19 protein-coding genes and 1 pseudogene are annotated in these 23,248 nt (G+C 74.0%); 6 read left to right on the forward strand and 14 right to left on the reverse strand.

All coding sequences use genetic code 11. The features are described from left to right. Positions 1 to 1,386, reverse strand: a pseudogene (locus C8054_RS27285) (hypothetical protein); the annotation flags it as partial. 148 nt (positions 1,387 to 1,534) lie between these two features. Between C8054_RS27285 and C8054_RS27290 the strand changes: the two are divergent. Next, positions 1,535 to 2,173 (forward strand): TetR/AcrR family transcriptional regulator, encoded by a 639-nt coding sequence (locus C8054_RS27290; protein ID WP_107161786.1) that lies wholly within the window; start codon positions 1,535 to 1,537, stop codon positions 2,171 to 2,173. 65 nt (positions 2,174 to 2,238) lie between these two features. Next, on the forward strand, positions 2,239 to 2,466 hold the full coding sequence (locus C8054_RS27295; protein ID WP_107161788.1) for a DUF3107 domain-containing protein: 228 nt from the start codon (positions 2,239 to 2,241) through the stop codon (positions 2,464 to 2,466). Positions 2,467 to 2,553: 87 nt separating this feature from the next. Here C8054_RS27295 and C8054_RS27300 read toward each other — a convergent pair whose 3' ends face one another. Next, a complete protein-coding gene (locus C8054_RS27300) occupies positions 2,554 to 3,195 on the reverse strand; it encodes a ferritin-like fold-containing protein (RefSeq protein ID WP_107161790.1) in 642 nt (213 codons plus the stop codon). Positions 3,196 to 3,477: 282 nt separating this feature from the next. On the opposite strand from C8054_RS27300, the gene C8054_RS27305 reads away from it, so the two are divergent. Next, the gene (locus tag C8054_RS27305; protein ID WP_107161792.1) at positions 3,478 to 5,127 is read left to right on the forward strand and encodes a DEAD/DEAH box helicase; all 1,650 of its coding nucleotides are present in this window, start codon (positions 3,478 to 3,480) and stop codon (positions 5,125 to 5,127) included. 192 nt (positions 5,128 to 5,319) lie between these two features. Next, positions 5,320 to 6,507, forward strand: coding sequence for an SAM-dependent methyltransferase (locus C8054_RS27310; RefSeq protein ID WP_107161794.1), 1,188 nt, complete (start codon positions 5,320 to 5,322; stop codon positions 6,505 to 6,507). On the opposite strand, the gene C8054_RS27315 is transcribed toward C8054_RS27310, so the two are convergent. Next, entirely contained in the window at positions 6,504 to 6,938 is a 435-nt protein-coding gene (locus tag C8054_RS27315; RefSeq protein ID WP_107161796.1) for a hypothetical protein, read from the reverse strand. The two genes, C8054_RS27310 and C8054_RS27315, sit on opposite strands and share 4 nt — an antisense overlap. Before the next feature lie 187 nt (positions 6,939 to 7,125). On the opposite strand from C8054_RS27315, the gene C8054_RS27320 reads away from it, so the two are divergent. Continuing rightward, a complete protein-coding gene (locus C8054_RS27320) occupies positions 7,126 to 7,545 on the forward strand; it encodes a helix-turn-helix domain-containing protein (RefSeq protein WP_107161798.1) in 420 nt (139 codons plus the stop codon). 17 nt (positions 7,546 to 7,562) lie between these two features. Here C8054_RS27320 and C8054_RS27325 read toward each other — a convergent pair whose 3' ends face one another. The 4 genes from C8054_RS27325 to C8054_RS27340 all read right to left on the reverse strand — a co-directional run bounded on the left by C8054_RS27325 (position 7,563) and on the right by C8054_RS27340 (position 12,961). Beyond that, complete coding sequence (locus C8054_RS27325) at positions 7,563 to 8,546, reverse strand: hypothetical protein (RefSeq protein ID WP_107161907.1); 984 nt, start codon at positions 8,544 to 8,546, stop codon at positions 7,563 to 7,565. 148 nt (positions 8,547 to 8,694) lie between these two features. Next, the gene (locus C8054_RS27330) at positions 8,695 to 8,925 is read right to left on the reverse strand and encodes a heavy-metal-associated domain-containing protein (protein ID WP_107161800.1); all 231 of its coding nucleotides are present in this window, start codon (positions 8,923 to 8,925) and stop codon (positions 8,695 to 8,697) included. A 215-nt stretch (positions 8,926 to 9,140) separates the two neighbouring features. After that, positions 9,141 to 11,261, reverse strand: a complete 2,121-nt coding sequence (locus C8054_RS27335; RefSeq protein ID WP_107161802.1) for a RecQ family ATP-dependent DNA helicase — start codon at positions 11,259 to 11,261, stop codon at positions 9,141 to 9,143. Next, positions 11,258 to 12,961 carry a BTAD domain-containing putative transcriptional regulator gene (locus C8054_RS27340; protein ID WP_107161804.1) on the reverse strand — a complete coding sequence of 568 codons (1,704 nt, stop codon included), beginning with the start codon at positions 12,959 to 12,961 and terminating at the stop codon, positions 11,258 to 11,260. Before C8054_RS27340 ends, C8054_RS27335 begins: the two co-directional genes overlap by 4 nt. Positions 12,962 to 13,102: 141 nt before the next feature. Between C8054_RS27340 and C8054_RS27345 the strand changes: the two genes are divergently transcribed. Next, on the forward strand, positions 13,103 to 13,927 hold the full coding sequence (locus C8054_RS27345) for a hypothetical protein (RefSeq protein ID WP_107161806.1): 825 nt from the start codon (positions 13,103 to 13,105) through the stop codon (positions 13,925 to 13,927). A 57-nt stretch (positions 13,928 to 13,984) separates the two neighbouring features. On the opposite strand, the gene C8054_RS27350 is transcribed toward C8054_RS27345, so the two are convergent. From C8054_RS27350 to C8054_RS27380, 7 genes are all read right to left on the reverse strand, one after another. Beyond that, complete coding sequence (locus C8054_RS27350; protein ID WP_107161808.1) at positions 13,985 to 14,740, reverse strand: SDR family NAD(P)-dependent oxidoreductase; 756 nt, start codon at positions 14,738 to 14,740, stop codon at positions 13,985 to 13,987. Between the two features lie 117 nt (positions 14,741 to 14,857). After that, positions 14,858 to 15,967: a branched-chain amino acid ABC transporter permease gene (locus C8054_RS27355; protein ID WP_107161810.1), complete on the reverse strand. Its 1,110-nt coding sequence runs from the start codon at positions 15,965 to 15,967 to the stop codon at positions 14,858 to 14,860. Next, complete coding sequence (locus C8054_RS27360; RefSeq protein ID WP_107161812.1) at positions 15,964 to 16,854, reverse strand: branched-chain amino acid ABC transporter permease; 891 nt, start codon at positions 16,852 to 16,854, stop codon at positions 15,964 to 15,966. Before C8054_RS27360 ends, C8054_RS27355 begins: the two co-directional genes overlap by 4 nt. Beyond that, positions 16,851 to 17,576 carry an ABC transporter ATP-binding protein gene (locus C8054_RS27365; protein WP_107161814.1) on the reverse strand — a complete coding sequence of 242 codons (726 nt, stop codon included), beginning with the start codon at positions 17,574 to 17,576 and terminating at the stop codon, positions 16,851 to 16,853. The genes C8054_RS27360 and C8054_RS27365 overlap by 4 nt, the downstream gene beginning before the upstream one ends. Continuing rightward, a complete protein-coding gene (locus tag C8054_RS27370) occupies positions 17,576 to 18,319 on the reverse strand; it encodes an ABC transporter ATP-binding protein (RefSeq protein WP_107161817.1) in 744 nt (247 codons plus the stop codon). The genes C8054_RS27365 and C8054_RS27370 overlap by 1 nt, the downstream gene beginning before the upstream one ends. Before the next feature lie 3 nt (positions 18,320 to 18,322). Continuing rightward, complete coding sequence (locus C8054_RS27375; protein ID WP_107161819.1) at positions 18,323 to 19,525, reverse strand: substrate-binding domain-containing protein; 1,203 nt, start codon at positions 19,523 to 19,525, stop codon at positions 18,323 to 18,325. Between the two features lie 290 nt (positions 19,526 to 19,815). Then, entirely contained in the window at positions 19,816 to 23,034 is a 3,219-nt protein-coding gene (locus C8054_RS27380) for a VWA domain-containing protein (protein ID WP_233220204.1), read from the reverse strand. Positions 23,035 to 23,248: the final 214 nt, after the last annotated feature.

A 23,248-nucleotide genomic window follows, 5' to 3' on the forward strand; every position in this document is an offset into this window, starting at 1 on the left:
GGGGTATCCGGCGGCCGGCTCACCGACGGCCCGGGCGGCCGGCCCCGCGGCGTACGCCGCCGGCGGCGGACCGGCCGGCGTCTCGCGCTCACGGGCGACCGGCGGCGCGCCGGCCGGCTCGGGACGCGGGCCGAACGGGGTCACCGGCACCGGTGGACCCGCCCAGGAGGGCCGCTCGGCAGGCGGCTCGTGACCCGGGCGGGACTCGGCGTCCTCGCGGGGCAGCCGGAACGGCCGGGTCGCCTCGGGACGCGGCGGCTCGGGCGCGGTCGTCGACTCGGCCCGCACCGCCTCGTACGGCCGGACCGGCTCGGGCCGCGGCTCGTAACCGCCCGCCGGATCGACACGGGTCGGCTGGTAGCCGGTGGGCGGATCGACGCGGGTCGGCTCGTACGGTCGCATCGGTTCGGGCGCCCACTCGGACGCGCGGTCCGCGCGGGCGGCGCGGCGGCCGGTCGGCTCGTCGTCCCCGGTCCGTCGCTCGGCCGGCGCGTCGTCGCGGGCCGAGCGGCGCCCGACCGGCTCGTCGGCGCGGGCCCACGGCGGGGCCCAGCCGTCGCCCCAACTCGGGCGGTTCCAGGACGGCCCGGACCACTCCGGCTCACCCGCCGACCCCGCGCCCGGGTCGTTCGGCGCGGCGGCGTGGGGATCGGCGGCGGTCCGCTGCCCCTCTCCGGGGTGGGCGTCGCCCGGGTGGTGCTCCGCCGTCGGCGGCTCGCCCCGGCCGGGAACCGTCACCGGCGGCTCGGCCGGGCCCCGGTGGGGCCAGCCCTGGTGCAGCGCCGGGGCCGGGTCGACGGTCGGGGCGTGGAAGCCCGGCGGCACCTCGAAGCCGGAGGCGGCGGCGCCGACCGGCGGCACCTGGAGTGCCGGGGGCGCGGAGGCCGGACCACTCTCGGCCCAGCGGGGCGACCGCCCGGCGGACGTGTCGTCCGAGGCGTGCCGGGAGCCGGTGGGGTCGGTCGGGCCGGGACGCTGCTCGACGGCGGGCGCGGGGCGGGGGGCGGGCACGGCCAGCCGGTCGCCGTCGGTCTCCCGCGGCGGCTCGCCCACGGGCGGGGCACTCACCGGCGCCTGGCGGGTCACGGGTGACTCCTCCCCGGCGTGGTGCACGCCGTTGACGTGGCGGCCGTTGACGCGCGCCGGCGGCTCCTCGGCCGGGTGGCCGGGCAGCGGGGCCGGCAGATCGCCGTGCCGGGGCGAGGACGCCGCCCACCCGCCACCGAGGTCGCCGTAGGGCCAGCCACCGGGCGCCGGGGCGCCGCGGGACCAGCCGTCCGCCGGGGGCGCCCATCCGCCGCCGGTGCGGGCCGGGTCGTCGTGCTGGCCCGTCCCGTCGCCGTGCTCTCCCGGGGTGGCGGCTCCGGGTTGCCCTGTTTCACTCACCGCGCGCTCCTTGGTCGCCCTCGCTGAGGCTACCGTGTGGTGACAGTGGCGATAAGTTACAGCGGCGGGCCAATTCCGCGACGGGTTCACGAACCCGGACCGGTTCGGGCGATACGTGCCGGCTCGACGCAGATACTCGGAGGTTCCCATGACGGCAGTGGGGAACGGTGCACACACGGCCGGCCGGCCCACCCGCCTGCCCCGCTCGGCGCGCCGCAAGCAGCTGCTCGCCGCGGCCCAGGAGGTGTTCGTCGCACACGGCTACCACGCCGCTGCGATGGACGACATCGCCGAGCGGGCCGGCGTCTCCAAGCCCGTTCTCTACCAGCACTTTCCCGGGAAGATGGAGCTCTACCTGGCGCTACTGGACACCCACTGCGACGCCATCGTGGCGAAGGTGCACGACGCCATGCGCGGCACCAACGACAACAAGGAGCGGGTCGGCGCCGCGGTGCGGGCCTACTTCGACTTCGTCGACCACGAGAGCGAGGCGTTCCGCCTGGTCTTCGAATCCGACCTGCGCAACGACCCGGCCGTGCGGCAGCGGGTGGAGCGGGTCGAGCAGGGCTGCATCGCGGCGATCACCGACACCATCATCTCGGACACCGGGGTCAGCCGGGCACACGCCGAGCTGCTCGCGTCCGGCCTGGTCGGCGCCGCGGAGACCGCCGCGCAGTTCTGGCTGGCGGGCGGTCGGCAGGTGGCTAAGCCGGAGGCGGAAGCGCTGGTCGCGGCGCTGTCCTGGCGTGGCATCGCCAGCTTCCCGCTGCAAGGTGAGTCAGCCTGACCATCGCGCCGCCCGATCGGATAGCCTTCCCACGGTGGCTTTTTCGCCCCAGTTGAGGAGGCACAGTGGAGGTCAAGATCGGCGTGCAGTACGCGCCGCGGGAGCTGGTCCTGGAGAGCGCGCAGTCGCCGGCCGAGATCGAGCAGATCGTGACCGACGCCTTCGCCGGGAGCGAGGGCACGCTCTCCCTGACCGACGAGAAGGGCCGACGGGTCATCGTGCCGGTCGGCAAGGTCGCCTACGTCGAGATCGCGGAGGCCTCGCCCCGCGCGGTCGGGTTCACCGTCCGCTGATCCGCGTCGCACCGGTCGCCGTGGCGGGGAGACCCGCCGCGGCGGCTCAGTTGTCCAGCCCGACGGTCAGTCGCGCGGCCTGACGGCTCAGTTGTTCAGCCCGACCGCCGACATCCGCGTGGCGTGCGCCTCGGTCAGCCGGCGTAGCACCCCCGGCACGTCGTCGCCGGCCCTGCCGAGCAACGCGGCGAGCGCGCCCCGGTCGGCGGCGGCGACGCGTCCCGCCTGCGAGAGCGCCTCGCCGAGCAGTCGACGCGCCCACATCGAGAGCCGGCCGGCCGTCCTCGGGTCCGCCCCGATGGCGGCCCGGATCTCGGTGGCGGCGAACTCGGCGTACCGGGAGTCGTGCAGGACGTCGAGCAGCAGCGCGCGGTCCGGCCCGGCCAGGCCGTCGGCGATCCCGCGCAGGAAGCCGTCGGTGATCGCGTCGCCCACGTACGCCTTGGTCACCGCCTCCGCCCAGTCCCGCGGCTCGGTCGAGTCGTGGTACGCCCGCAACGCCTCGACGTAGGGGGCCATCGCCTCCTCGGGGGTCACGCCCAGCGCGGTGAGGCGGTCGGTGAGCCACCGGTAGTGCGCCATCTCGCCCGCGGCCAGCTCGCTGAGCGCGGCACGGCGGCGCAGGTCGGGGGCGAGCCGGGCGTCGGCGGCCAGCCGGTCGAAGGCGAGCAGCTCGCCGTACGCGACGAGGCCGAACAGGCCGACGGCGGCGGAATCGGGGGCGGACACGAGCGCAGGCTACCGCCCGCTTGCTGTGATGGAGGTCACAGGAAGCGCCCCCGGCTGCCCGACCGACACCTGGAATCGGGACGGCTCGCAGGCCGTTCAGGTAGGATGAAGCAGTTGCCGTGGGCACCGACCTGGCCAGCGTCGCTGATCAGCACCGGTCCCCGGCGCGCGTGCGGCCCGGTCCGGCTCGGCGAAACCGCCCCCGACCGCGTGGCCCGCGCCAAACCGTCCGCGCCCTGAGGACATGAGGGGCGCACCACGAGAGGGCACCCCCACATCCACATGAGTGAGCAGAGCACAGGCCAGCCACTGGCCCCCACCGCTCCGGTTCCCCCGGAGGCACCCACATTCGCCGCACTCGGCGCCCGCCAGGAGACCGTCGAGGCGCTCGCCGCCGCGGGCATCACCCGCGCCTTCGCCATCCAGGAGTACGCGCTGCCGATCGGGCTGCGCGGCGTCGACCTGATCGGGCAGGCCCCGACCGGCACCGGCAAGACGCTCGGCTTCGGCATCCCGCTGCTGGAGCGGGTCTTCGCTCCGTCCGAGGGCAGCGACGGCGTGCCCCAGGCACTCGTCGTCGTCCCCACCCGCGAGCTGGGCATCCAGGTCGCCAAGGACCTCGACGCCGCCGGTCGCACCCGGGGCGTCCGGGTGCTGCCGATCTACGGCGGCGTGGCGTACGAGCCGCAGATCGAGGCGCTGCGCAAGGGCGTCGAGATCCTGGTCGGCACGCCCGGTCGCCTGCTCGACCTGCAGAAGCAGAAGCACCTGCGGCTCGACCGGGTCCGCGCGCTCGTCCTCGACGAGGCCGACCGGATGCTCGACCTGGGCTTCCTGGACGACGTCGAGAAGATCCTGGCGATGCTGCCGGAGGACCGGCAGACCATGCTGTTCTCGGCCACCATGCCGGATCCGATCGTGGCGCTGTCCCGGCGGTTCCTCCGCCGGCCGGTCACCATCCACGCCGGGCACACCGCCGAGACCGGCCCGTCGCCGCAGACCCAGCAGCTCGCCTACCGCACCCACTCGATGAACAAGGTCGAGATCGTGGCGCGGATCCTCCAGGCCGAGGGGCGCGGGCTCACCATGATCTTCTGCCGCACCAAGCGGGCCGCCGACCGGGTCGCCGAGGATCTCGACTTCCGCGGCTTCGCCGTGGCGGCCGTGCACGGTGACCTGGGCCAGGGCGCCCGGGAGCGGGCGCTGCGGGCGTTCCGCGCCGGCAAGATCGACACGCTCGTCGCCACCGACGTGGCGGCCCGGGGCATCGACGTCACCGGCGTCACCCACGTGATCAACTACGACTGCCCCGAGGACCAGGACACCTACACCCACCGGATCGGCCGCACCGGCCGGGCCGGGGCGACAGGTGTCGCGGTGACGTTCGTCGACTGGGACGACATGCCCCGCTGGCGCATCATCGACAAGACGCTCGGGCTGGACATGCCCGAGCCCCCGGAGACCTACCACACGTCCCCGCACCTCTACACCGACCTGGACATCTCCCGGGACGTCAGCGACACCCTGCCGACCGCCGCGCGTACCCGCGCCGGCCTGTCGGCCGAGGTCGAGGAGGACCTGGGCGGCGGCCGGTCCCGGCGGGACGGCCGACGCGGCGACAGCCGCGGTCGCGGCGGGGACCGCCGACGTGGGCGTGGTGGCGAGACCGGCGGCGCACCCGCCGAAGGCGGAGCGACAGCGGTCGCGACGGACGAGGGCACCCGCACCCCGCGCCGGCGGCGTCGCCGCCGGGCCGGCGAGACGGTGGCCGGCGAGCAGCCGACCGCCGTGGTCGCCACCGAGGGCGCGACGGAGCAGACCGTCACCGCCGTCACCACCGCTGACGGTGGTGACGAGGCCGCGACCAAGCCGCGTCGCCGTCGGCGTCGCCGCAGCGGCGCCGGCACCGCCGAGTCCCCCACCACGGACTGAGCAGAGCACCCACACACGACGGCCCTCGGACCCGCTCCGAGGGCCGCTCCCTGTCCCCACCCCGGCACTCTCCCTCGTCGATCATGAGGTTGGCGTCCGCCCGCCCGGCGTGTCGCGCCGACAACCTCATGATCGACCGAGGGTAGGCAGGGGACGGCGGCCGGGGAGGCTTGCCGGACGGGAGGAGCAGGGATGCCGGAAGCGTTGGACGCGGCGCTGCGGGAGGTACGGGCACTACTGCTCGACCCCGGTCTGACCCGGGCGGTCGCCGCCGGCCGGCAACGCGGACAGCGCCCCTCGGTGGTCCGCGCGGAACTGCGCCCGGTCACGCTGAAGGCCGGCGCGCGGTTGCAGATCGCCACCTCCGACGGCGCCCGACCGCACACCCGTAACGTCACCCCCGGTACGGAGGAGGCCGACACGGCCGTCGACGCGTTGCTCGCCGAGCCGTTCGGCAACTGGCACGTGGAGACCACCGGCACCACGCTCCAGCTCCGGGTGACCAAGTCCGGCGAGGCGCAGGTGCACCGCGCCAAGGCCAGCCGACCGGTCGCCGAGCCGGACGGACACGACCGGGCCAAGGACTGGCTGCTCGACCCGGGTGATCCGCTGTTCGCCGCGATCGGCGGCTCGGCGGCGAAGCGCCGCCAGGTCGACGCGTTCCTACGCGCGCTGGCCGCCACGCTGCCGGACGACCTCACCGGCCCGCTGCGCGTGGTGGACCTGGGCTGCGGAAACGCGTACCTGACCTTCGCCGCCCACCGCTACCTGACCCGGCGCGGCCTGGACGTGACGTTGATCGGCGTCGACGTCCGGGAGGACCAGCGCCGCCGCAACACGGAACTGGCCGAACGGCTGGGCTGGGCCGACCGGGTCAGCTTCGTCGCCGGCACCATCGCGCAGGCCCCTGTCGAACCGGCCCCCGACCTGGTGCTGGCGCTGCACGCGTGCGACACGGCGACCGACGAGGCGTTGGCCCGGGCGGTGCACTGGGGCGCCCGCTGGGTGCTCGCCGCCCCGTGCTGCCACCACGACCTGGCCGCCCAACTCCGGGCCCGCCCCGCACCCGGGCCGGACGGACTGCTCACCCGCCAGGGCATCCTGCGCGAGCGGTTCGCCGACGTGCTCACCGACGCGCTGCGGGCCGGGCTGCTCCGGCTGCACGGCTACCGCGCCGAGGTGGTGGAGTTCGTCGACTCCCAGCACACCCCACGCAACCTGCTCATCCGGGCCCGACGGACGGCCGGCTCACCGACCGACGACCAGCGGGCCGAGTACCGCGAGCTGGTGGACCGGTGGGGCGTCACGCCCCGGCTGGAGACACTGCTCGCCACGCCGGGCCCGGACCCGGACCCGGACCCGGACCCGGACCCGGTCTAGCGGCGCCGCTCGCCGCGGTTGCGGTCGCCGCGGTCCAGCGCCGACACCCGCTCGCCGGGGCCGCGGTTGGTGGCCCGGTCGCCGTCCGGCGGCGTGGTCGGGAACGGGACCACCTTCGCCTGCGGCTGGTCGGAGTTGCCGACGGCGGCGAACGCGTTCCAGGAGATGTCGACCAGCAACCGCTTCAGCTCGGCGTGCCGGGCCGCGGCGTTGCGCTGGAGCGCCATCCGCGCGCCCAGCACCACACCGACCAACGTGGTGCAGATCGCGCCGGTCGCGGCGATCAGGTGCACGCCCTCCGCCGGGTCGCCCCGCACCGCCAGCACCAGCAGCCAGATCCAGAAACCCAGCGCGAACACGCCGGCCTTGGCCACGAAGAAGAGGCTCACCGCGCCAGGACGGTGCGGAACGGGACGGTCCGGTTCGGCCATGCTGCTCCTCTGAAGTCGCTGCCGGGGAGGATTCATTCAGCTTAGTTGACAGTCCGCAACTGTTCACGCTGCGTCGGTCCCGCCCACGAGACCTTCGGACCGATCAGTCAGTTACTTCTTCCCCCTGGCGTACTAGGCTCGGGGCGCAGAGCCGGGTGCACCGGCGGAAGGGGACAGCCGAGGAGGGATGGGCTCCGCAGAGGTTTCGCCGCAGATGGCCTTCGCACGGTTCGTGCGACGGGCCATCGACGATGCCCGCGAGGAGCGCGGCTGGACGGTGACCGACCTCGCCACCCACACCGGCGTCGGCCGCTCCACGGTGTTCCGCTGGCTGGCCGGCGACTGGCAGGACTACCCCGAGCTCGCCAAGGTGCGCGGCTTCTGCGCCGCCCTCGATCTGCCGGTGGCCGCCGCGTTCCGGGCCCTGGGCCTGCCCGACGCCGGGGCGGTGCCCCGTCGACGCGCCGCCGAGGACGGTCCGGTCGAGGCGGACGTACGGGTCATCCTGGAACGGCTGGCCGACCCGAACGTCCCCGCCGAGGAGAAGCACCACATCCGCGACCTGCTGCGCTACCTGGCCCGCCGACCGGTCCGCCGCGCCGGCTGAGCGTACGGGCCGGCCGGTCAGGCGACGGTCAGCGTGAACTCGGCGGTCCGCACCACGCCGCCGACCTGGAAGTCCAGGAACATCCGGTAGCGGCCCGGCCCGGGGGCGGTCAACCAGAACGTCACCGCGTCGCCGTCCCGCACCGGCTCCGGATGCACGTGCAGGTAGCCGAGATCGCCTTCACGCAGCGCCACCAGGTGACCGAACGCGCCCAGGTAGGGCTCCAGGGCGGCGGCCGCGCCGCCGGCGTCGGCGACCCGGAACCGCAACGGCACCGACCGTCCCACCTCGGGCGTGCCGGTGAACCCGACGGTGAACCCGTCGACCGTGGCCGACGTCTCCGGGGCGGGCAGCGGCCGGGGCAGGTAGTCCCCCGGCACGGCCAGGTCGGCGCCGAGCACGGTGGCGACCTGCCGGCCGTCGTCGGCTACGGCGGTGAAGTCCGCGTACATCCGCCAGACGCCCGGCGCGGCGGGCGTCAACGGCACCGACCAGGTGCCGTCGGCGGCCATCGTCGGGTGCAGGTGCCGGTAGCCGGTGAGGTCGCGGCGGACCACGATCACATGCATCGGCTTGTCGTGCACGACCGCGAAGCGGGTCACCGCCCGACGCTTGTCGTCGCGGACCTGGAACCGCAGCTCACCGATGCGGCCGGCGGTCAGGTCCCCGGTCGACGGGGCGAGCGTGTAGCCGGCCGAGCTGATCGACAACCCGGTCGCGCCGTCGCCACCGCCCTGGGTGACCGTGGCTCCGTCGTGCGAGTGCGCGCCGGTGCCGGGCGCGTGGGAGTGGGCGCCACCGGCCGGGGCGGCGCCGCCCGCCGGGACCGTGCCGGCCAGAGTCGCGCCGCCACCCGGGTTCGCCGGCGGGTTCAACCGGCCGAGCCCGAAACCGAGCAGCACGGCCAGCACCAGGCCGCCCACCACCAGGGCGAGCCGTACCGTGTCCCGGTCCACCACCGCCGGACCCGTCGCCGCGCCCGCACCGCCGGAGCCCGACACGGCACCGCCGGAGCCCGACACGGCACCGCCGGAGCCCGACGCCGGGCCGCCGATGTCGGACGCGGGACCGTCGGAGCTCGACGCGGGACCGCCCGAGCCAGGCCGCGGGCCGTCGATGTCGGGCGCGGACTCGGCGAGGGACGGCGACTCAGGCAACGCCGCCGGCCAACTCGTAACCCGCCTCGTCGACGGCGGCGCGGACGGACTCCACCGGCAGCGGAGCCGCGCTGGTGACGGTGGCCGTGCCTCCGACCAGGTCGATCCGGACCTCCTCGACGCCCGGCAGCGCGGACAGCTCCCCGGTCACCGCCCGGACGCAGTGTTCGCAGGTCATCCCGGTCACGGTGTACGTCTGGACGACGGGTCGCTGCTCGGTCATGGCCCCACGGTACCGCCGCCCTGGTCGCCCGCCGACCAGGCCCGCGCGAACGGTGGCGTCGCTCGCACCCACCCCCAAGGCCGGGCCCCTTCTTAACGCATTCGGTAGAGGTGGGGGACCCGCTTGACGCCTACACCGCAGCGCGAGGAGCGCGGTGTTAAGCGGGGCCCCTTCCTATCCGGAATGCGTTAACAGGGGGCCCCTCCTTACACCCCTCAGCCGGCGAGGGCGAGGGCGAGCGGCAGCACGTCCGGCGCGCCGGCGCGGCGCAGCAGGCGCGCCACCATGGCCATCGTCCAGCCGGAGTCGACCAGGTCGTCGACGAGCAGCACCGGCCCGTCCAGCGCGGGCAACGCGCCGGCCAACTCGTCCGGCAGGTGGAACGCGTCGTGCAGCGCGCGTACCCGCTGGGCGCTGTTGCCGCGCGGCCCGCCGGCGCCGGCCGGACCGGTCGGCACGACCACGCCGAGCAGCGGCAGCCGGCCGACCGTGGCGATCCGCTCGGCCAGCGAGCCGACCAGCGTCGGCCGGTTCCGGGAGCCGACCGCGACCACGCCGGCCGGGCGGCGCGGCCACGGGTCGTCGCCGTGCGCCCACGCCTTCAGCACCTCCACCACGGCCGCCGCCACGTCGTCGGGCACCGGGCCGTCCGGCGCGTCCGGGCCGACCAGGCCCCGCAACCGCCCGCCCCACCCCAGGTCGGACAGGCGCCCCACGGCTCGCCCGGGCAGTGCCTGCTCCGCCGGGGGGAGGCGACCCTTCAGGGGTACGCCGACCGCGTCCAACCCGGTCGGCCAGAGCTTCTTCGGCGCGATCTGGACGCCGGGGCGGCCGAGGAACGTCTGCGCGGCGGTGAGCGCCTCCGGTGAGACGTCCGCGTCGAACAGCGGGCCGGCGCAGTTGTCGCACCGGCCGCAGTCGTCCGCCCCGGTGTCGTCGAGCCCTTCCCGCAGGTAGCGCATCCGGCAGCGGGACGTGTCCGCGTACTCCCGCATGGCCCGCTGCTCGGCGGCGCGCGCGTCGGCGACGCGTCGCAACCGGGCCTCGTCGTAGACCCACGGCTCGCCGGTGGCGAGCCAGCCGCCGCGCACCCGGCGGACCGCGCCGTCCACGTCGAGCACCTTGAGCATCAGCTCCAGCCGGGCCCGGCGCAGGTCGACGACCGGTTCCAGGGCCTGGGTGGAGATCGGCCGGTCGGTGTCCAGCGCGGCGAGCACGGCGCGGACCTGCTCCTCCGGCGGGAACGCGAGCGAGGCGAAGTACCGCCAGATGGCCGCGTCCTCGACGCCGGGCAGGAGCAGCACCTCGGCCTGCTCGACGGCCCGGCCGGCGCGGCCGACCTGCTGGTAGTAGGCGATCGGCGACGGCGGCGCACCGAGGTGCACCACGAAGCCGAGGTCGGGCTTGTCGAAGCCCATGCCGAGCGCGCTGGTGGCGACCAACGCCTTGATCTTGTTGTCGAGCAGGTCCTGCTCGGCGGCGCGCCGGTCGGCGTCCTCGACCTGCCCGGTGTAGGACGCCACCGACCAGCCCCGGCCGCGGAGGAAGTCGGCCGTCTCGGTGGCCGCGGCCACGGTGAGCGTGTAGACGATCCCCGAGCCGGGCAGCCGGTCCAGGTGGTCGGCCAGCCAGCCCAGGCGGTGGGCCGGGCTCGGCAGATCGAGTACGCCGAGGCGCAGCGACTCCCGGTCCAGCGTGCCGCGCAGCACCAGCGCGTCACCCAACTGCTCGGCCACGTCGCGGGTGACCCGGGCGTTGGCGGTGGCCGTGGTGGCGAGCACCGGCGTGCGCTCGGGCAGGTTGGCCAGGAACGTCCGCAACCGGCGGTAGTCGGGGCGGAAGTCGTGCCCCCAGTCGGAGACGCAGTGCGCCTCGTCCACCACCAGCAGCCCGGTGGTGGCGGCCAGCTTCGGCAGCACGCCGTCCCGGAAGTCCGGGTTGTTGAGGCGTTCCGGGCTGATCAGCAGCACGTCGACCGCCCCGGCGTGGATCTCGGCGGTGATCTCGTCCCACTCGTCCAGGTTGGCGGAGTTGATGGTGCGGGCCCGGATGCCGGCGCGGGCGGCGGCGTCGACCTGGTTGCGCATCAACGCCAGCAACGGCGACACGATCACCGTCGGCCCGTGCTCGCCGCCGTCCCGCAGCAGCGCGGTGGCCACGAAGTAGACGGCCGACTTGCCCCAGCCGGTGCGCTGCACGCAGAGCACCCGCCGCCGGTCGACGACAAGCGCCTCGATGGCGCGCCACTGGTCCTCGCGCAGCCGGGCGTGGTCACCCGCCAGCCGCCGCAGGACCGCCTCGGCACGTTCCCGGACGGCGTTCCGATCCTGGCTCATCCGGCATTTCTACCAGGGGCGGCGGGTACGGCCAGCGGGCCGGGCGGCAGGAAGAGCAGCACCTCGCGCAGCGGTTCGGTCGTCGACCACGGCAATTGGCACCGCCCGGCCAACTCCTCCAGTGAGGCGTACGGGCCACGCGCCCGGCGGTCGAGCACCACGTGTCGGGCCTGCGCCGGGCTCAGCCCCGGCAGCCCGAGGATCGTGCCGTCCGCCACCGAGTTGACGTCGACGAGACCACCGTCGTCGTACGCGCGGGGCAGGTCGGGCCGACCGATGCGCAGCTCGCCGCGCGCCGACGGATAGTGGTGGAGCAGGTAGCGGGCGTGCTCCCGGCGCTGCCGGCGGCCGGTCGCGTGCGGTCGGTACCGCCGGAGGCCGCGCAGCCAGGCCAGGAGCCGACCGTTGAGCAGTACCACGTGCAGGACGCTGACCAGCCAGGTGAACAGCCAGGTGAAGCCGATCACGTCCTCGATGGTGCTGAACTCCTCCGGCTCCTGCTCGGCGCTGAACACCACCAGGAACCCCACGGCCACGCTCAGGTAGTAGCCCGCCGCGAGGAGGGTGAGCCAGCTCCGGCGCCAGATCCCGTAGAGCAGGACCACCAGCCAGGCGAGCAGGCCCAGCGACAGCAGCGAGCCGAGCGCGCCCACCGCTGTCGCGCCGACACTCAACCAACCGGGCACCCGGGACGCCGTCGGGGACGGTGGCAGGAGGCCCAGCGGCTCGGCCGGGGCCGGCACCGCGCCGACCGACTCGGCCGGGGCCGGTGCCGGGGACGCGCCGACCGGCTCGGCCCACGTCGGCGCAGGTGGGGCCGATGCCGGTGCCGCGACGGCCAGCGGGGCGGTGACCGGCGGGCTCGCTGGCAGGGCGGTGGGCGTCGGCACGGTCCGTGGTGCGGCCGGACCGGGGCCGGTCGCCGGCAGCAGGAGGTCCGGGTCGGCGCGGAGGATGCGCTGGTGCAGATCCTGGAGCGGCTCCCCGGGGTCGATGCCGTACTCGTCGCGCAGCAGACCGGTGAAGTCCCGGTAAGCGGCCAGCGCCTCGGCCTGCCGCCCGCTCCGGTAGAGCGCCAGCATGAGCTGAAGACGCAGCCGCTCCCGGACCGGGAACTCGGCGATCAGCTCGACCAGTCGGCCCACCGCCTCGCCGTGCCGGCCGGCGGCCAGTTCCAGCTCGGTACGCGTCTCCAGCGCGACGGCCCGCAGTTCGACCAGCCGGTGCCGGGCGCCGTCGAACCAGGGTCCGGCGAACCCGGTGAACGGCTCTCCCTGCCACAGCGTCAGCGCGGCGTCCACCTCGGCCAGCGCCGCTCCGGTACGCCCGGCCGCCTGCGCCTGGCGGGCGTGCCGCACGCCGCGCTCGAAACGCGTCACGTCGACCGACTCCGCCGCGACCCGCAGCAGGTACCCGGCATCGGTGAGCGTCAGCACCTGGGCCGGCGTACGCGGTGACCGGTCGGGCTCCAGCACCCGGCGCAGACCGGCCACGTGCTTCTGCACCACGTTGGGGCCGTGCACCGGCGCTTCCTCCGGCCAGACCGCCTCGACGATCTGCCCGGTGGGGACGGGACGGCCGGCGGCGAGCAGCAGCACCGCCAGCACGGCCCGCTGTTTGGCCGGGCCCAGATCGAGCGGACGGTCGGCGTACCAGGCCCGCTGGGGGCCGAGGAGCTCGAAGCGCAGCACCTCTGACATGCGAGTTTCCGCCCCCGTACCCCCAGCCGTCGCCTGCCGTGGCCGACGGCAGTCGGACGGCAGCATAACGGCAGCGGAGCGGCGGTGGCGGCCTGCGATGCTTCGCCGGCAACAACCACCTGGGAAAGTGAGTCGAACAAGATGACGCAGCGAAACGGCACCGCCGCGACCGTCCGGCGGATCGTGCTCCGCGCGGCCGCCGTGCTGGCCACCACCGCCCTGGCCGCCGGGTGCGGCGCCGGGGGCACCTCCGAGGGCGCCGGTCCCGCGCCGGCCCCGTCGGCCGACCCGAAGGCCGCTCTGCTGGCCGCCGTGCCGACCACGCAGGACCCCGCCTTCCGGTTCCTGCTCCAGGACGGCACGGACAAGTTCACCGGCGTGCTGAACCCGGCCACCGAGGCCATGGACCTGGCCATGAAGCAGCAGAACGACGATCCGAAGTTCACCATGGACATGACGTTCCGGTTCATCGACAAGGACCTGTGGATGCGCGTCAAACTGACCGGGCTCCCCGGCCTGCACGAGATGCTCAAGCTGCCCAAGCGCTGGATGGCGATGGACCGGGACCGGCTGACGGACGCGTCGAGCATCCCCGCCTACCAGGGCGCCGACCCGGGCAACACCGCCGCGGTCATCCGCACCGCGGACACGGTCGTGGACAAGGGCGACGGTACGTACACCGGGCTGGCCGACCTGACCGACAACGCCGACGTGCAGAGCACGTTCGAGAACGTGGACCTGACGGCGCTGGGCGAGGCGGGGAAGAAGGTGCCGTTCACCGCCGTCGTCGGCGCGGACGGCAACCTGGCCTCGCTGACCCTGGACGTGCCGGCGGCCGGCAAGCAGAAGGCGATGAAGCTGATCACCAGGTACTACGACTTCGGCAAGGCGCCGAAGATCGCCGCCCCCACCGGTGACCAGGTGCAGAAGGCGCCGTCGGCGGCGTACGAGATGCTCAACGGCTGACCCACGAGCGGTGCGACAGGCGGTGGCCACACGGGGGGCCGCCGCCCGTCGCGGCGTTCAGCGGCCGAGGACGGAGCCGCCGTTGACGCCGAGGACCTGACCGGTGACGTAGCCGGCCGACGGGCCGACCAGGTAGCGCACGGCGGCGGCGACGTCGTCCGGCACGCCGGCGCGACCGACCAGGGTGGCCGCGACCCGCTTGGCGTGTCCCTCCGGTGTCATCCGGTCGCCGAAGAACTCGGTCTCGACGACGTATCCGGGGCTGACCACGTTGACCGTGATCTGGTCCGGGCCGAGCTGGGCGGCCAGGGCGTACGCCCAGCCGTGCAACGCCGCCTTGGCCGCCGAGTAGGGCCCGCCCCCGCCGCGTTGGGCGGCGATCGAGCTGAGCAGGACCACCCGCCCGCCGGGGCGGCGCAGCGCGGGCAGCAGCGCCTCGGTGAGCAGGACCGCGGTGAGCACGTTGGCGTCGAGGGTGGCGCGCCACCAGGCGGCCACCTCGTCGAGGGTGCCGGTCGGTCCGCCGAGGTAGCCGCCGGCGTTGTTCACCACCGCGTCCACCGTGCGCCCGCCGACCGCGTCGACCACGGCCCCGACCTGCCCCGGGTCGGTCAGGTCCGCGACCACCGGGACGACCGCGTCCGCCCGCCCGCACTCGTCGCCGATCCGCCGCGCGGCAGCCGCAAGCACGTCCCCCCGCCGCCCCACGACAAGAACGTCGAACCCGTCCGCCACGAGCCCCCGCGCCACGGCGGCCCCGATCCCGGTCCCGCCCCCGCTGACCACCGCCAGCCGCCGCTCCTGCTCTCCCATCCCCAACCCCTCCCGGGTCTCTCCCCGACCTCGTCGATCAAGGAGTTCGCGTCATTTTAGGCCGGTGAGCCCGACGCGAACTCCTTGATCAACGGGGTGAAGGCGAAAGCCCGGGGGTCAGCGGGGTGGGCGGAGGGCGGTCAGCAGAGGGGTGAGGCGGGTGCGCAGGCTGGCCACGCCGCCGGGGAAGAAGTACACCGCCAGGATGAAGACGGTGCCCAGCACGAACAGGGGCTGGCTCAGGGGGTGGCTCAGGAAGGCGGGGAGGCTGTCCACCGCGTCGCTGCTGCCGAACGCGGTGAGCCGGTGGTCCAGGTACATGTAGAGGACGCCGCCCAGCACCGGGCCCCAGCGGGTGCCGGGGCCACCGAGCACCACCATCACCAGCAGCGACAGCGTCAGCTCGGACGACGTGATGTGCGGGCTGGCGCCGCCCACGATCAGCACGTAGACCACCCCACCGGCGCTGGCCAGGCCACCGGCCAGGGTGAACGCGACGAGCTTGAACCGGTACGGGTCGAGCCCGAGCACCCCGATCCGCCGCTCGTCGTCGCGCAGCCCGGCCAGCACCCGCCCGGTCGGTGAGCCGCTGACCCGGTGCACCACCAGCACCACCAGCGCCAGGTACGCCAGCGCCAGCCAGTAGAGGTTGACCGTGTTGGTGACGCCGACGAGCGCCGACGGCAGCCCGGACACGTCAAGCGGCAGGCCCTCCTCGCCGCCGGTCAGCCCACCGAAGTCGCGGGCCACCAGGATCGCCCCGACCTGCGCGAACGCCAGCGTCACCATGGCGAACGCGATGCCCACGGTGCGCAGCGCCACCGCGCCGAGCAGCGCGGCCAGCGTGGTGCCGCCGGCCACGGTGAGCACGGCGGCCTGCCACAGCGGCAGCCCGGCCTTGGTGACCAGGATGTCGGTGCCGTAGACGCCGGCGGCGAAGTAGAGCGCGTGCCCGAAGGAGAGCATGCCGGTGCGCCCGAACAGCAGGTCGTAGCCGGCCGCGAGCCCGCCGAAGACCAGGCAGATGGCGAGCAGTTGCAGCGTGCCCGGCGAGTTCAGCGGCCCTTCGAAGATGCCGGGCAGGTTCACCGTCGAGTACGGCAGCACCGCGGCCACTACGAGCGCCACCAGCGGCAGGTACGGGCGGAGGCCGTGCCAGCGGGAATGCCCGGGGGTCAGTTCGTCGGGCACCTGCGCCGGGGGCGCGTCGACCACCGAGTTGGTCATGCGTGAGCCACCTTTCCGGCCAGGCCCTGCGGACGCAGCAGCAGCACCACGGCGAGCAGGCCGACGACGCACAGGTCGCCCAGCCCGGACGTGCCGTAGTAGTTGACGAACTGTTGCAGCAGCCCCACCGCGACCGCCGCGTACGCGGACCCGACGACCGAGCCCATTCCGCCGATCACCACCACGATGAACGCGAAGATCAGCAGCGAGCCGCCCTGGCCGGGTGAGACGGTGCCGAAGTAGACGCCGCCGAGCGCGCCCGCCAGCGCGGCGGCTGCCCCGCCGATCGCGAAGACCAGCGTGAACGCCTTGCGCACGTCGATGCCGAGCGCGGTCACCATCTCCCGGTTCTCCACGCCGGCCCGGATGATCAGGCCGTACCGGGTCCAGCGCAGGAACGCCAGCAGCGCGCCGAGCACCAGCACCGCGGCGACGATCAGCAGCAGCCCGGCGTTCGGCACCTGCGCGCCGAGCACCGACGTCACCTGACGGCTCCAGGCGGGGCGCGGGAACGTGCGCGGGTCCGCGCCCCAGGTGGCCTGGAGCAGCGCCACCCCGGCCAGCGACAGGCCGACGGTGACCAGCACCTGTTCGATGGTGCGGGAGTAGAGCGGCCGGATCAGCACCAGCTCGACCAGCACCGCGACCAGCGAGCCGGCCAGCACGCCGAACAGCACCGCGACCACGAACCCGAGGCCGTCCGGCCCGGCGCCGGGCAGGTTGCCGGCCGCCCACCAGGTCGCGTACGCGCCGACGCCGAGGAACAGGCCGTGCGCGAAGTTGAGCACGTCGGCGAGGCCGAAGACCAGGGACAGGCCGGACGCGACGAGGAAGTAGAGCGCCGCCAGGCCGAGCCCGGTCAGCGTCAACAGGACCACGGTGTTCACGCCTTGACCTCCGCACCCACGCCGAGCAACGACTTCGTCAGCGCGGTCTCCAGCAGCAACTCGCGGGCGTCGCCGGTCCAGGCGACCCGGCCGGCGGAGAGCACCACCGCGTCGGACGCCAGCCGTCGCACCACCGCCAGGTTCTGCTCGACCAGCAGCACCGGCACGGATTCCGCGACCCGTTCCAGCACCTCGGCCACTTCGGTCACCACCTTCGGCGCCAACCCCTTGGTCGGCTCGTCGACCAGCAGCAGCCGGTTGTCGTTGAGCAGCACCCGGCCGATGGCGAGCATCTGCTGCTGCCCGCCGGAGAGCGAACCGGCCCGTTGCCGTCCGCGCCGGTCCAGCTCCGGGAAGAGCGCGAAGACCTTGTCGTACGCCGGGGTGGTGCCCCGCCGCTCGGCCAGCCGCAGGTTCTCCGCGACGGTGAGCCCGGCGAAGACGCAGCGGTCCTCCGGCACGTAGCCGAGCCCGTCGCGGACCAGCCGGTGAGTGGGGCGGGCGAGCAGGCTCCGCGCGCCCATCCGCACCGTGCCGCCCACCTCGCCGCCCCGGGGGGTGAGCCCGACGATCGCGCGCAGCGTGGTGGTCTTGCCGACGCCGTTGCGCCCGAGCAGCACGGTGACGCCGGTCGGCGCCACCTCGAACGACACGCCCTGGAGGATGTGCAGTCCGGCGATCCGCACGGACAGGTCCGCCACGGACAGGACAGGTTCCACCATCAGAGGGCCTCCCCCAGGTACGCCTCCTGCACGGTGGCGTTGGCCATCACCGTGTCCGGGGTGTCGCAGGCGAGCAGCGCGCCGTGGTGCATCACGGCGATCCGGTCGGCCAGCTCCAGGATCACGTCCATGTGGTGCTCCACCATGAGCACCGCCCGGCCGCTGTCGCCGGTCAGCGACTTGATCACGCGGACCAGCTCCGGCACGTCCTCGGCGCTCACCCCGGCCATCGGCTCGTCCAGCAGCATCACCCGGGGCTCCCCGGCGAGCAGCAGCGCGATCTCCAGCTTGCGTTTCTCGCCGTGGGCGAGCGTGCCGGCCAGCGCCGTACCCCGGTGGTGCAGGCCGACCCGGTCGAGCGCCGCGTCGGCGGCGGCGGCCACCTCCCGGTCGGCCGCCGCCCGCCGCCACAGCTTCATCGAGCCACCCCGGTGTGCCTGTACGGCGAGCCGGACGTTCTCCCGGACCGTCAGCGAACCGAAGACCGAGGACGCCTGGAAGGTACGCCCCAGGCCGAGCCGGGCCCGCCGGTGCGGCGGGAGCGTGGTGACGTCCGCGCCGTCCAGCAGGATCTTTCCCTCGGTGGGCCGGCGCAGGCCGGTGATCAGGTTGAACAGGGAGGTCTTGCCGGCGCCGTTGGGCCCGATCACGCCGAGGAACTCCCCCGGCGCCAGATCGAGGTAGACGGAGTCGACGATGGCGACCTCACCGATCCGCCAGGTCAGACCGCGGGTGGCGAGCATCGGTCAGCCCTTCATCTGCGCGACCGGCGGCGCGCTCTCGGCACCGGTCAGCGTCTTCTGCGCGGTGGCCGTGAACGCGGTGCCGCTGCCGGTGAGCTTGGCCTGGTACATCGGCTGGAGCAGCGCGTGGTCCTCGGCGCGGATCTTCATGGTGCCCTTGACGCCCTCGAACTCCCAGCCCTCCAGCGCGGTGACCATCTTCTCCACGTCGTCGCCGCCCTCCTGCACCGCGCGCACCACCATCTGCGCGGCGGCGAACCCGTCCGGGTGGAACAGGTCGAGCGTGCCGCCGGGGATCTTCGCCTTGGCGGCCTTGGCGGCCTCGGTGTCGCTGGCCCCGTCGAAGTAGTGCGACAGGAACGAGATCTTGCTGCCGGCCGCGCCGAACGTCGGCCAGGAGGCGCGGATGTCCAGGCCGGTGACGACCGTGGTGGCGGCGAGCACGCCCTGCTGGTCGAGCGTCTGCCACATGGCGCCGGCGGTGGTGCCGGCCCAGGCGACGAAGAGCAGGTCCGGCTTGGCGGCCTTGATCTGGCTGGCGAACGGCGTGAACTCGGTGGCGCTGGCCGGCGCGCGGACGCTGCTCACGGTCGCGCCGGCGCCGCCGATCACGGCCTTCACGGCGGCCTCGTTGGCGTCGCCGAACGCGCCGTCCTGGGCGAACACCACGACCTTCTTGCCGGCCGCGTCGCCGATGAACGACTTGGCGGTCACCACGTCCTGCCAGGACTGCCGGCCGGAGCGGAACGTGTACTTGTTGGCGCCGGTGACCGCGTCGGTGGCGGCCGGGCCGGAGATGAACAGCACCTTGTTCTGCGCCGCGATCGGGGCCACCTGGAGCGCCACCCCGGAGGAGGTGGACCCGGCGATGATCTTCGTGCCCTTGCCGATCAGGTCCTTGGCGGCGGAGACGGCCTTGGCCGGGTCACCCGCGTCGTCGGCCTCGCTCAGCTCGATCTTCCGGTCGCCGACCTTGCCGGTGCCCTTGGTGGCGAAGTCGAGGCCGGCCTTGAACCCCTCGATGTACTGCTTGCCGTAACTGGCCAGCGGCCCGGACTGGGAGTAGACCAGGCCGACCTTGACCGGCGCGGCGTCGCCGCCGCCGGAGGCGGTGTCCTGCGGGCTGCCACACGCCGTGGCGGCCAGCGCGGCCGCCACCATCGTGGCGGCGGAAAGGAACACCCGTCGCGTGTGCCGGATCGTCATTGCGACTCCAGGTGAGGACAGGAGGATTGTCAGTTGTCGGCTCACGCTAGAAGTGACGTCACCCACGGGCTATGTGGTCGACGCACACAAGTGCCCGGGACGGGATGGCCGCACGTTACAACCCCGGACACCGGCACGTAACCCAGCCGACCCGGGATGGCCCACCCCACCACGCGGAACGCGGCCACAGTGTCGACCCCGCCCATCGCGCCGCGCGTACGCGCGGCGGCCCGGCGGGGAACTCCCCGCCGGGCCGCCCGGTCAGCCGGTCACCGGCCGACGTCTCCTCCTCACATCGTCCGGCGTCGCCGCCAACCCAGGACGGTCAGCACCACACCGGCTGCCGTCACCAGCGCGCCGCCACCGATCAGCCCGGTCAACTTCATGCCGGTGACCGGCAGGTGCTTACCCGGGTGGAACGGCGGGAACGGCTTCGCCGCCATCCGGTTCGTGAAGGTGCAGGTGATGTCCTGCCCCTGCGCCGGCGTGACCACGCCGTCCACCACCGACACCCGGGTGTCGGTGCCGGTGAGCACGCACTCCGGCGGCCCGGCCTGCTGGTAGCCCTTCGGGCCACCGGACTCGCTCAGCCGGTAACCCACGCCGACCTGCACCGGCACCGAGGTGACGTCGGGGCTGCCGGACGGGCCGCTGATCGGGGTCGCCGCGTTTGTCGGTGCCGCGGTCAGCGTCCACTCGGTCGGAGCGGCCTTGCCCCAGACCTTCTTGACCAGGGTCAGGTGTGCCCCGTTCGGGTCGAGCTGGCCGTTGCGCCAGGTGCAGGTGTACGCGCGATCCGCGGCCGGGGTGAGCACGTTGCCCGGCGTGGGCGCCGGCTCGCCGGTGTCGTTGAAGACGCAGCGCAACTCCGTCAGCTCGTACCCGGCCGGACCGCCGCTCTCGCTGAGTCCGTACGGCACGCCGGCCGTCACCTCGACGTCGGTCACCGACGGCTCGCCGCTGCGTCCGCTGACCGGGGTCGCGCCGGAACCCTGCGGCGGGGTGGCGCTGAGCACCCAGTCGGTCGGCTTCGCCGTGCCTCCGAAGGTGTTCGCCACCTCCTTGACCAGCGTGACCCGGCCGGTGGCCGGCGGCGCTGGCACGTCGGCGTTGACGAACGTGCAGGTGATGTCCTGCCCGAACGTCGGCGTCAGCACGTTGCCGGGCGTCCCGACCGGCGTGGAGGTCCCGGTCAGCACACAGGTCGGCGTGCCGACCTGCTCGTATCCGGCCGGGCCGCCGCTCTCGGCGAGCGTGTACGCGAGGTTCGGGTTCACCGCCGCCCCGGTCACGGCGGGTTCACCGCTGCGGCCGGTGACCGGTGTGGCCGTCCCGGCCGGCGGGGTGGCGCTGAGCACCCAGTCGGTCGGCTTCGCGGTGCCGCCGTGGGTGTTGCGCACCTCCTTGACCAGGGTCACCTGTGCCGGCTGGGCCTGGTTGACCGCGATGCAGACCACGGTCTGGCCGATCTGCACGGCCACCTGGCCGTTCTCGCCGCCGAAGTCGGGGTTGACGCCCGGACCGGTGCGGTCGCGGACCCCGCAACTCCAGCTACCGGTGGCCGGCGGCTCGATCACCGCGCCCGGCACCACGGTCTGGGTGAAGCCGGGAACGGTGCTCTCGCCGAGCGAGTAGACGGCTCCCTCGACGACCGGGTGGGCCGGGTCGCCGCTCTTCACCGTGAACCCGTTCGGCCCGTACGCGGTCAGGTCCCAGGCCGTCGCCGGCGGCGCGGGCGGGCCGTACGGGTTCTGCACGGACTTGGCCAGGATCAGCTTCGTCTCGCAGGTCACCGTGTTGGTGATCTGGTAGGTGTTGGTGCCGGCGGCGAGCGTCCGCTCACCGAGGTCGCCGCTGGCCGTGTTGGCGCACCCGGGCGGCAACGCGGTGATGGTCTCGTCGATGACGACCGACTGCCCCGCCTGGAAGGTGCTGTACGCGACGCCCCAGGCCGGCTGGTCGACGCCGGGCAGCACCAGCGCGGCCTGGATGGAGACGTCCTGCTGCGGGTCCGGGACGGTCTGCCCGTTGACCACCCAGGTCTTGTTCACCACCACGGTCGCCGGCTGCGGCTCGGCCTGGTTGATCATCACGCAGCTCACCGCGTCGTTGGCCAGCGCGTCGACGCTGAACCCGGTGTCCCCGTTGTTGGCCACCAGCACCGGTTGGCCGCTGGCCGTGCAGGTGGCGTTGACGCCGCCCTGCTGGACCAGCGAATATCCGGCCTGCGGGGTCTCCGCGATCGCCACCGCCCGGCTCGGCTGTCCGCCGAGGTCGACGGCGAGGCTGACCGCGCCGGTGGAGGTGTCGGTGACGGCGCTCGGCGGGGTCACGCCGGTGCTGCTGGACGAGATGGTCCAACCGCCGGTCGGCTGCGGGTCGCCGCCGCCGGGCGGGATCACCATCTTGACCACGCTGACCGTGCCCCGGCAGTTGTCCAGGGCGAGTTCCCGGAAGACGGCGGCGAGCTGGTCGTAGTCGGTCTGGTAGTAGTCCGAGTTGGCGACCGGCCCGGAGATCGCGACCAGGTTGTCGGGCGCGCCGGAGACGCCGGCGCCCACACCGACCGCGACGACCCGGGTCCCCTTGGCCTTGATCGCGTTGGCGGAGAAGATGCCGTTCTCCACCTCGACGAACCGGGTGAAGCTGCCGGTTCCCTGGACCGGCGGCGGGCCGTACACGGTGGGGTTGCCGTCGGTCAGGATGATCACGGCGTCGTAGTCGTAGGGGGCGGCGGCGATCTGCCACAGCCCCTGGTCCCAGTTGGTGGTGCCACCGGCGGTCAGGCCGTTGATCGCGGCCTTGACCGTGTTCGCGCCGCTCTGGTCGGAGACCGGGATCGGGTTGAGCACCGCGGCGGCGTCGGTCGCGAACGTGTAGAGCGCGATCTGGGACGGGGTGCCGGTCAACGCGTCGACGAAGCCGTTCGCCGCGTTCTTGACCACCGGCAGGTCGGGCCGGATCGACCCGGACACGTCGATCAGCAACGCGACGCGCAGGCCGCAGGAGGCGGGCAGGGCCGGGTTGTCCCGCTCGTCGGCCCACACCGCGCCACGCGCGGTCCGGTTCGTGTTCCCGGTGGTCACCGCCGGGAAGGTGTACGTCAGGTTGTTGGCCACCGCCCCGGTGAACACCCCGTTGTACGGCGTGGACTGGTAGGGCGCGCTGCCCCCGTTGCCGGTGACCAGGCTGTCGACGATCCGCCAGCCGCTCGGCGCGCTGCGCTCGACGATCCAGTAGCCCTGGTTGGTGCCGGTCCGTCCCGGCACGTCGACCGAGCACTTGCCGCTGGCGTCGGTGGTGCAGGACGCGTCCGGCGTGGCACCCGGGCCGGGTCGGGTCCCGCTGACGCCCGCGTAGAAGTCGAAGGTGGCGCCGGCCAGCGGCCCGACGATCTGTTCGCCGGTGCGGTCGCCGCCCTTGTTGACGACGAGCGTCGCGTTGTTGGCGTCGGCGGCGCGCGCCGGCGTCGCCGCGTGCGGCCCCACCAGCGGTACCAGACCGCCCACCAGAGTCAGGGCGGCGGTCGCGCACCAACGGCGCCGCCCCCGTGTCATCGTGAGAATGGACATTCACAACCCCCGTACATGCCTGCCCTTGCCGCAGGACAACCAGGCCAGTATTGGGGGATATGTCCGTTTAGCGAGGCGCTTTGCGAATGATGAGCGCCCGTCACCTCCGCCCGCACTCGCCGGCGTGGTCCCGGCCTCAGCCTTGGGTGCG

Source organism: Micromonospora sp. RP3T, from assembly GCF_003027925.1.
In the GTDB taxonomy this organism is placed as follows: Bacteria; Actinomycetota; Actinomycetes; order Mycobacteriales; family Micromonosporaceae; genus Micromonospora.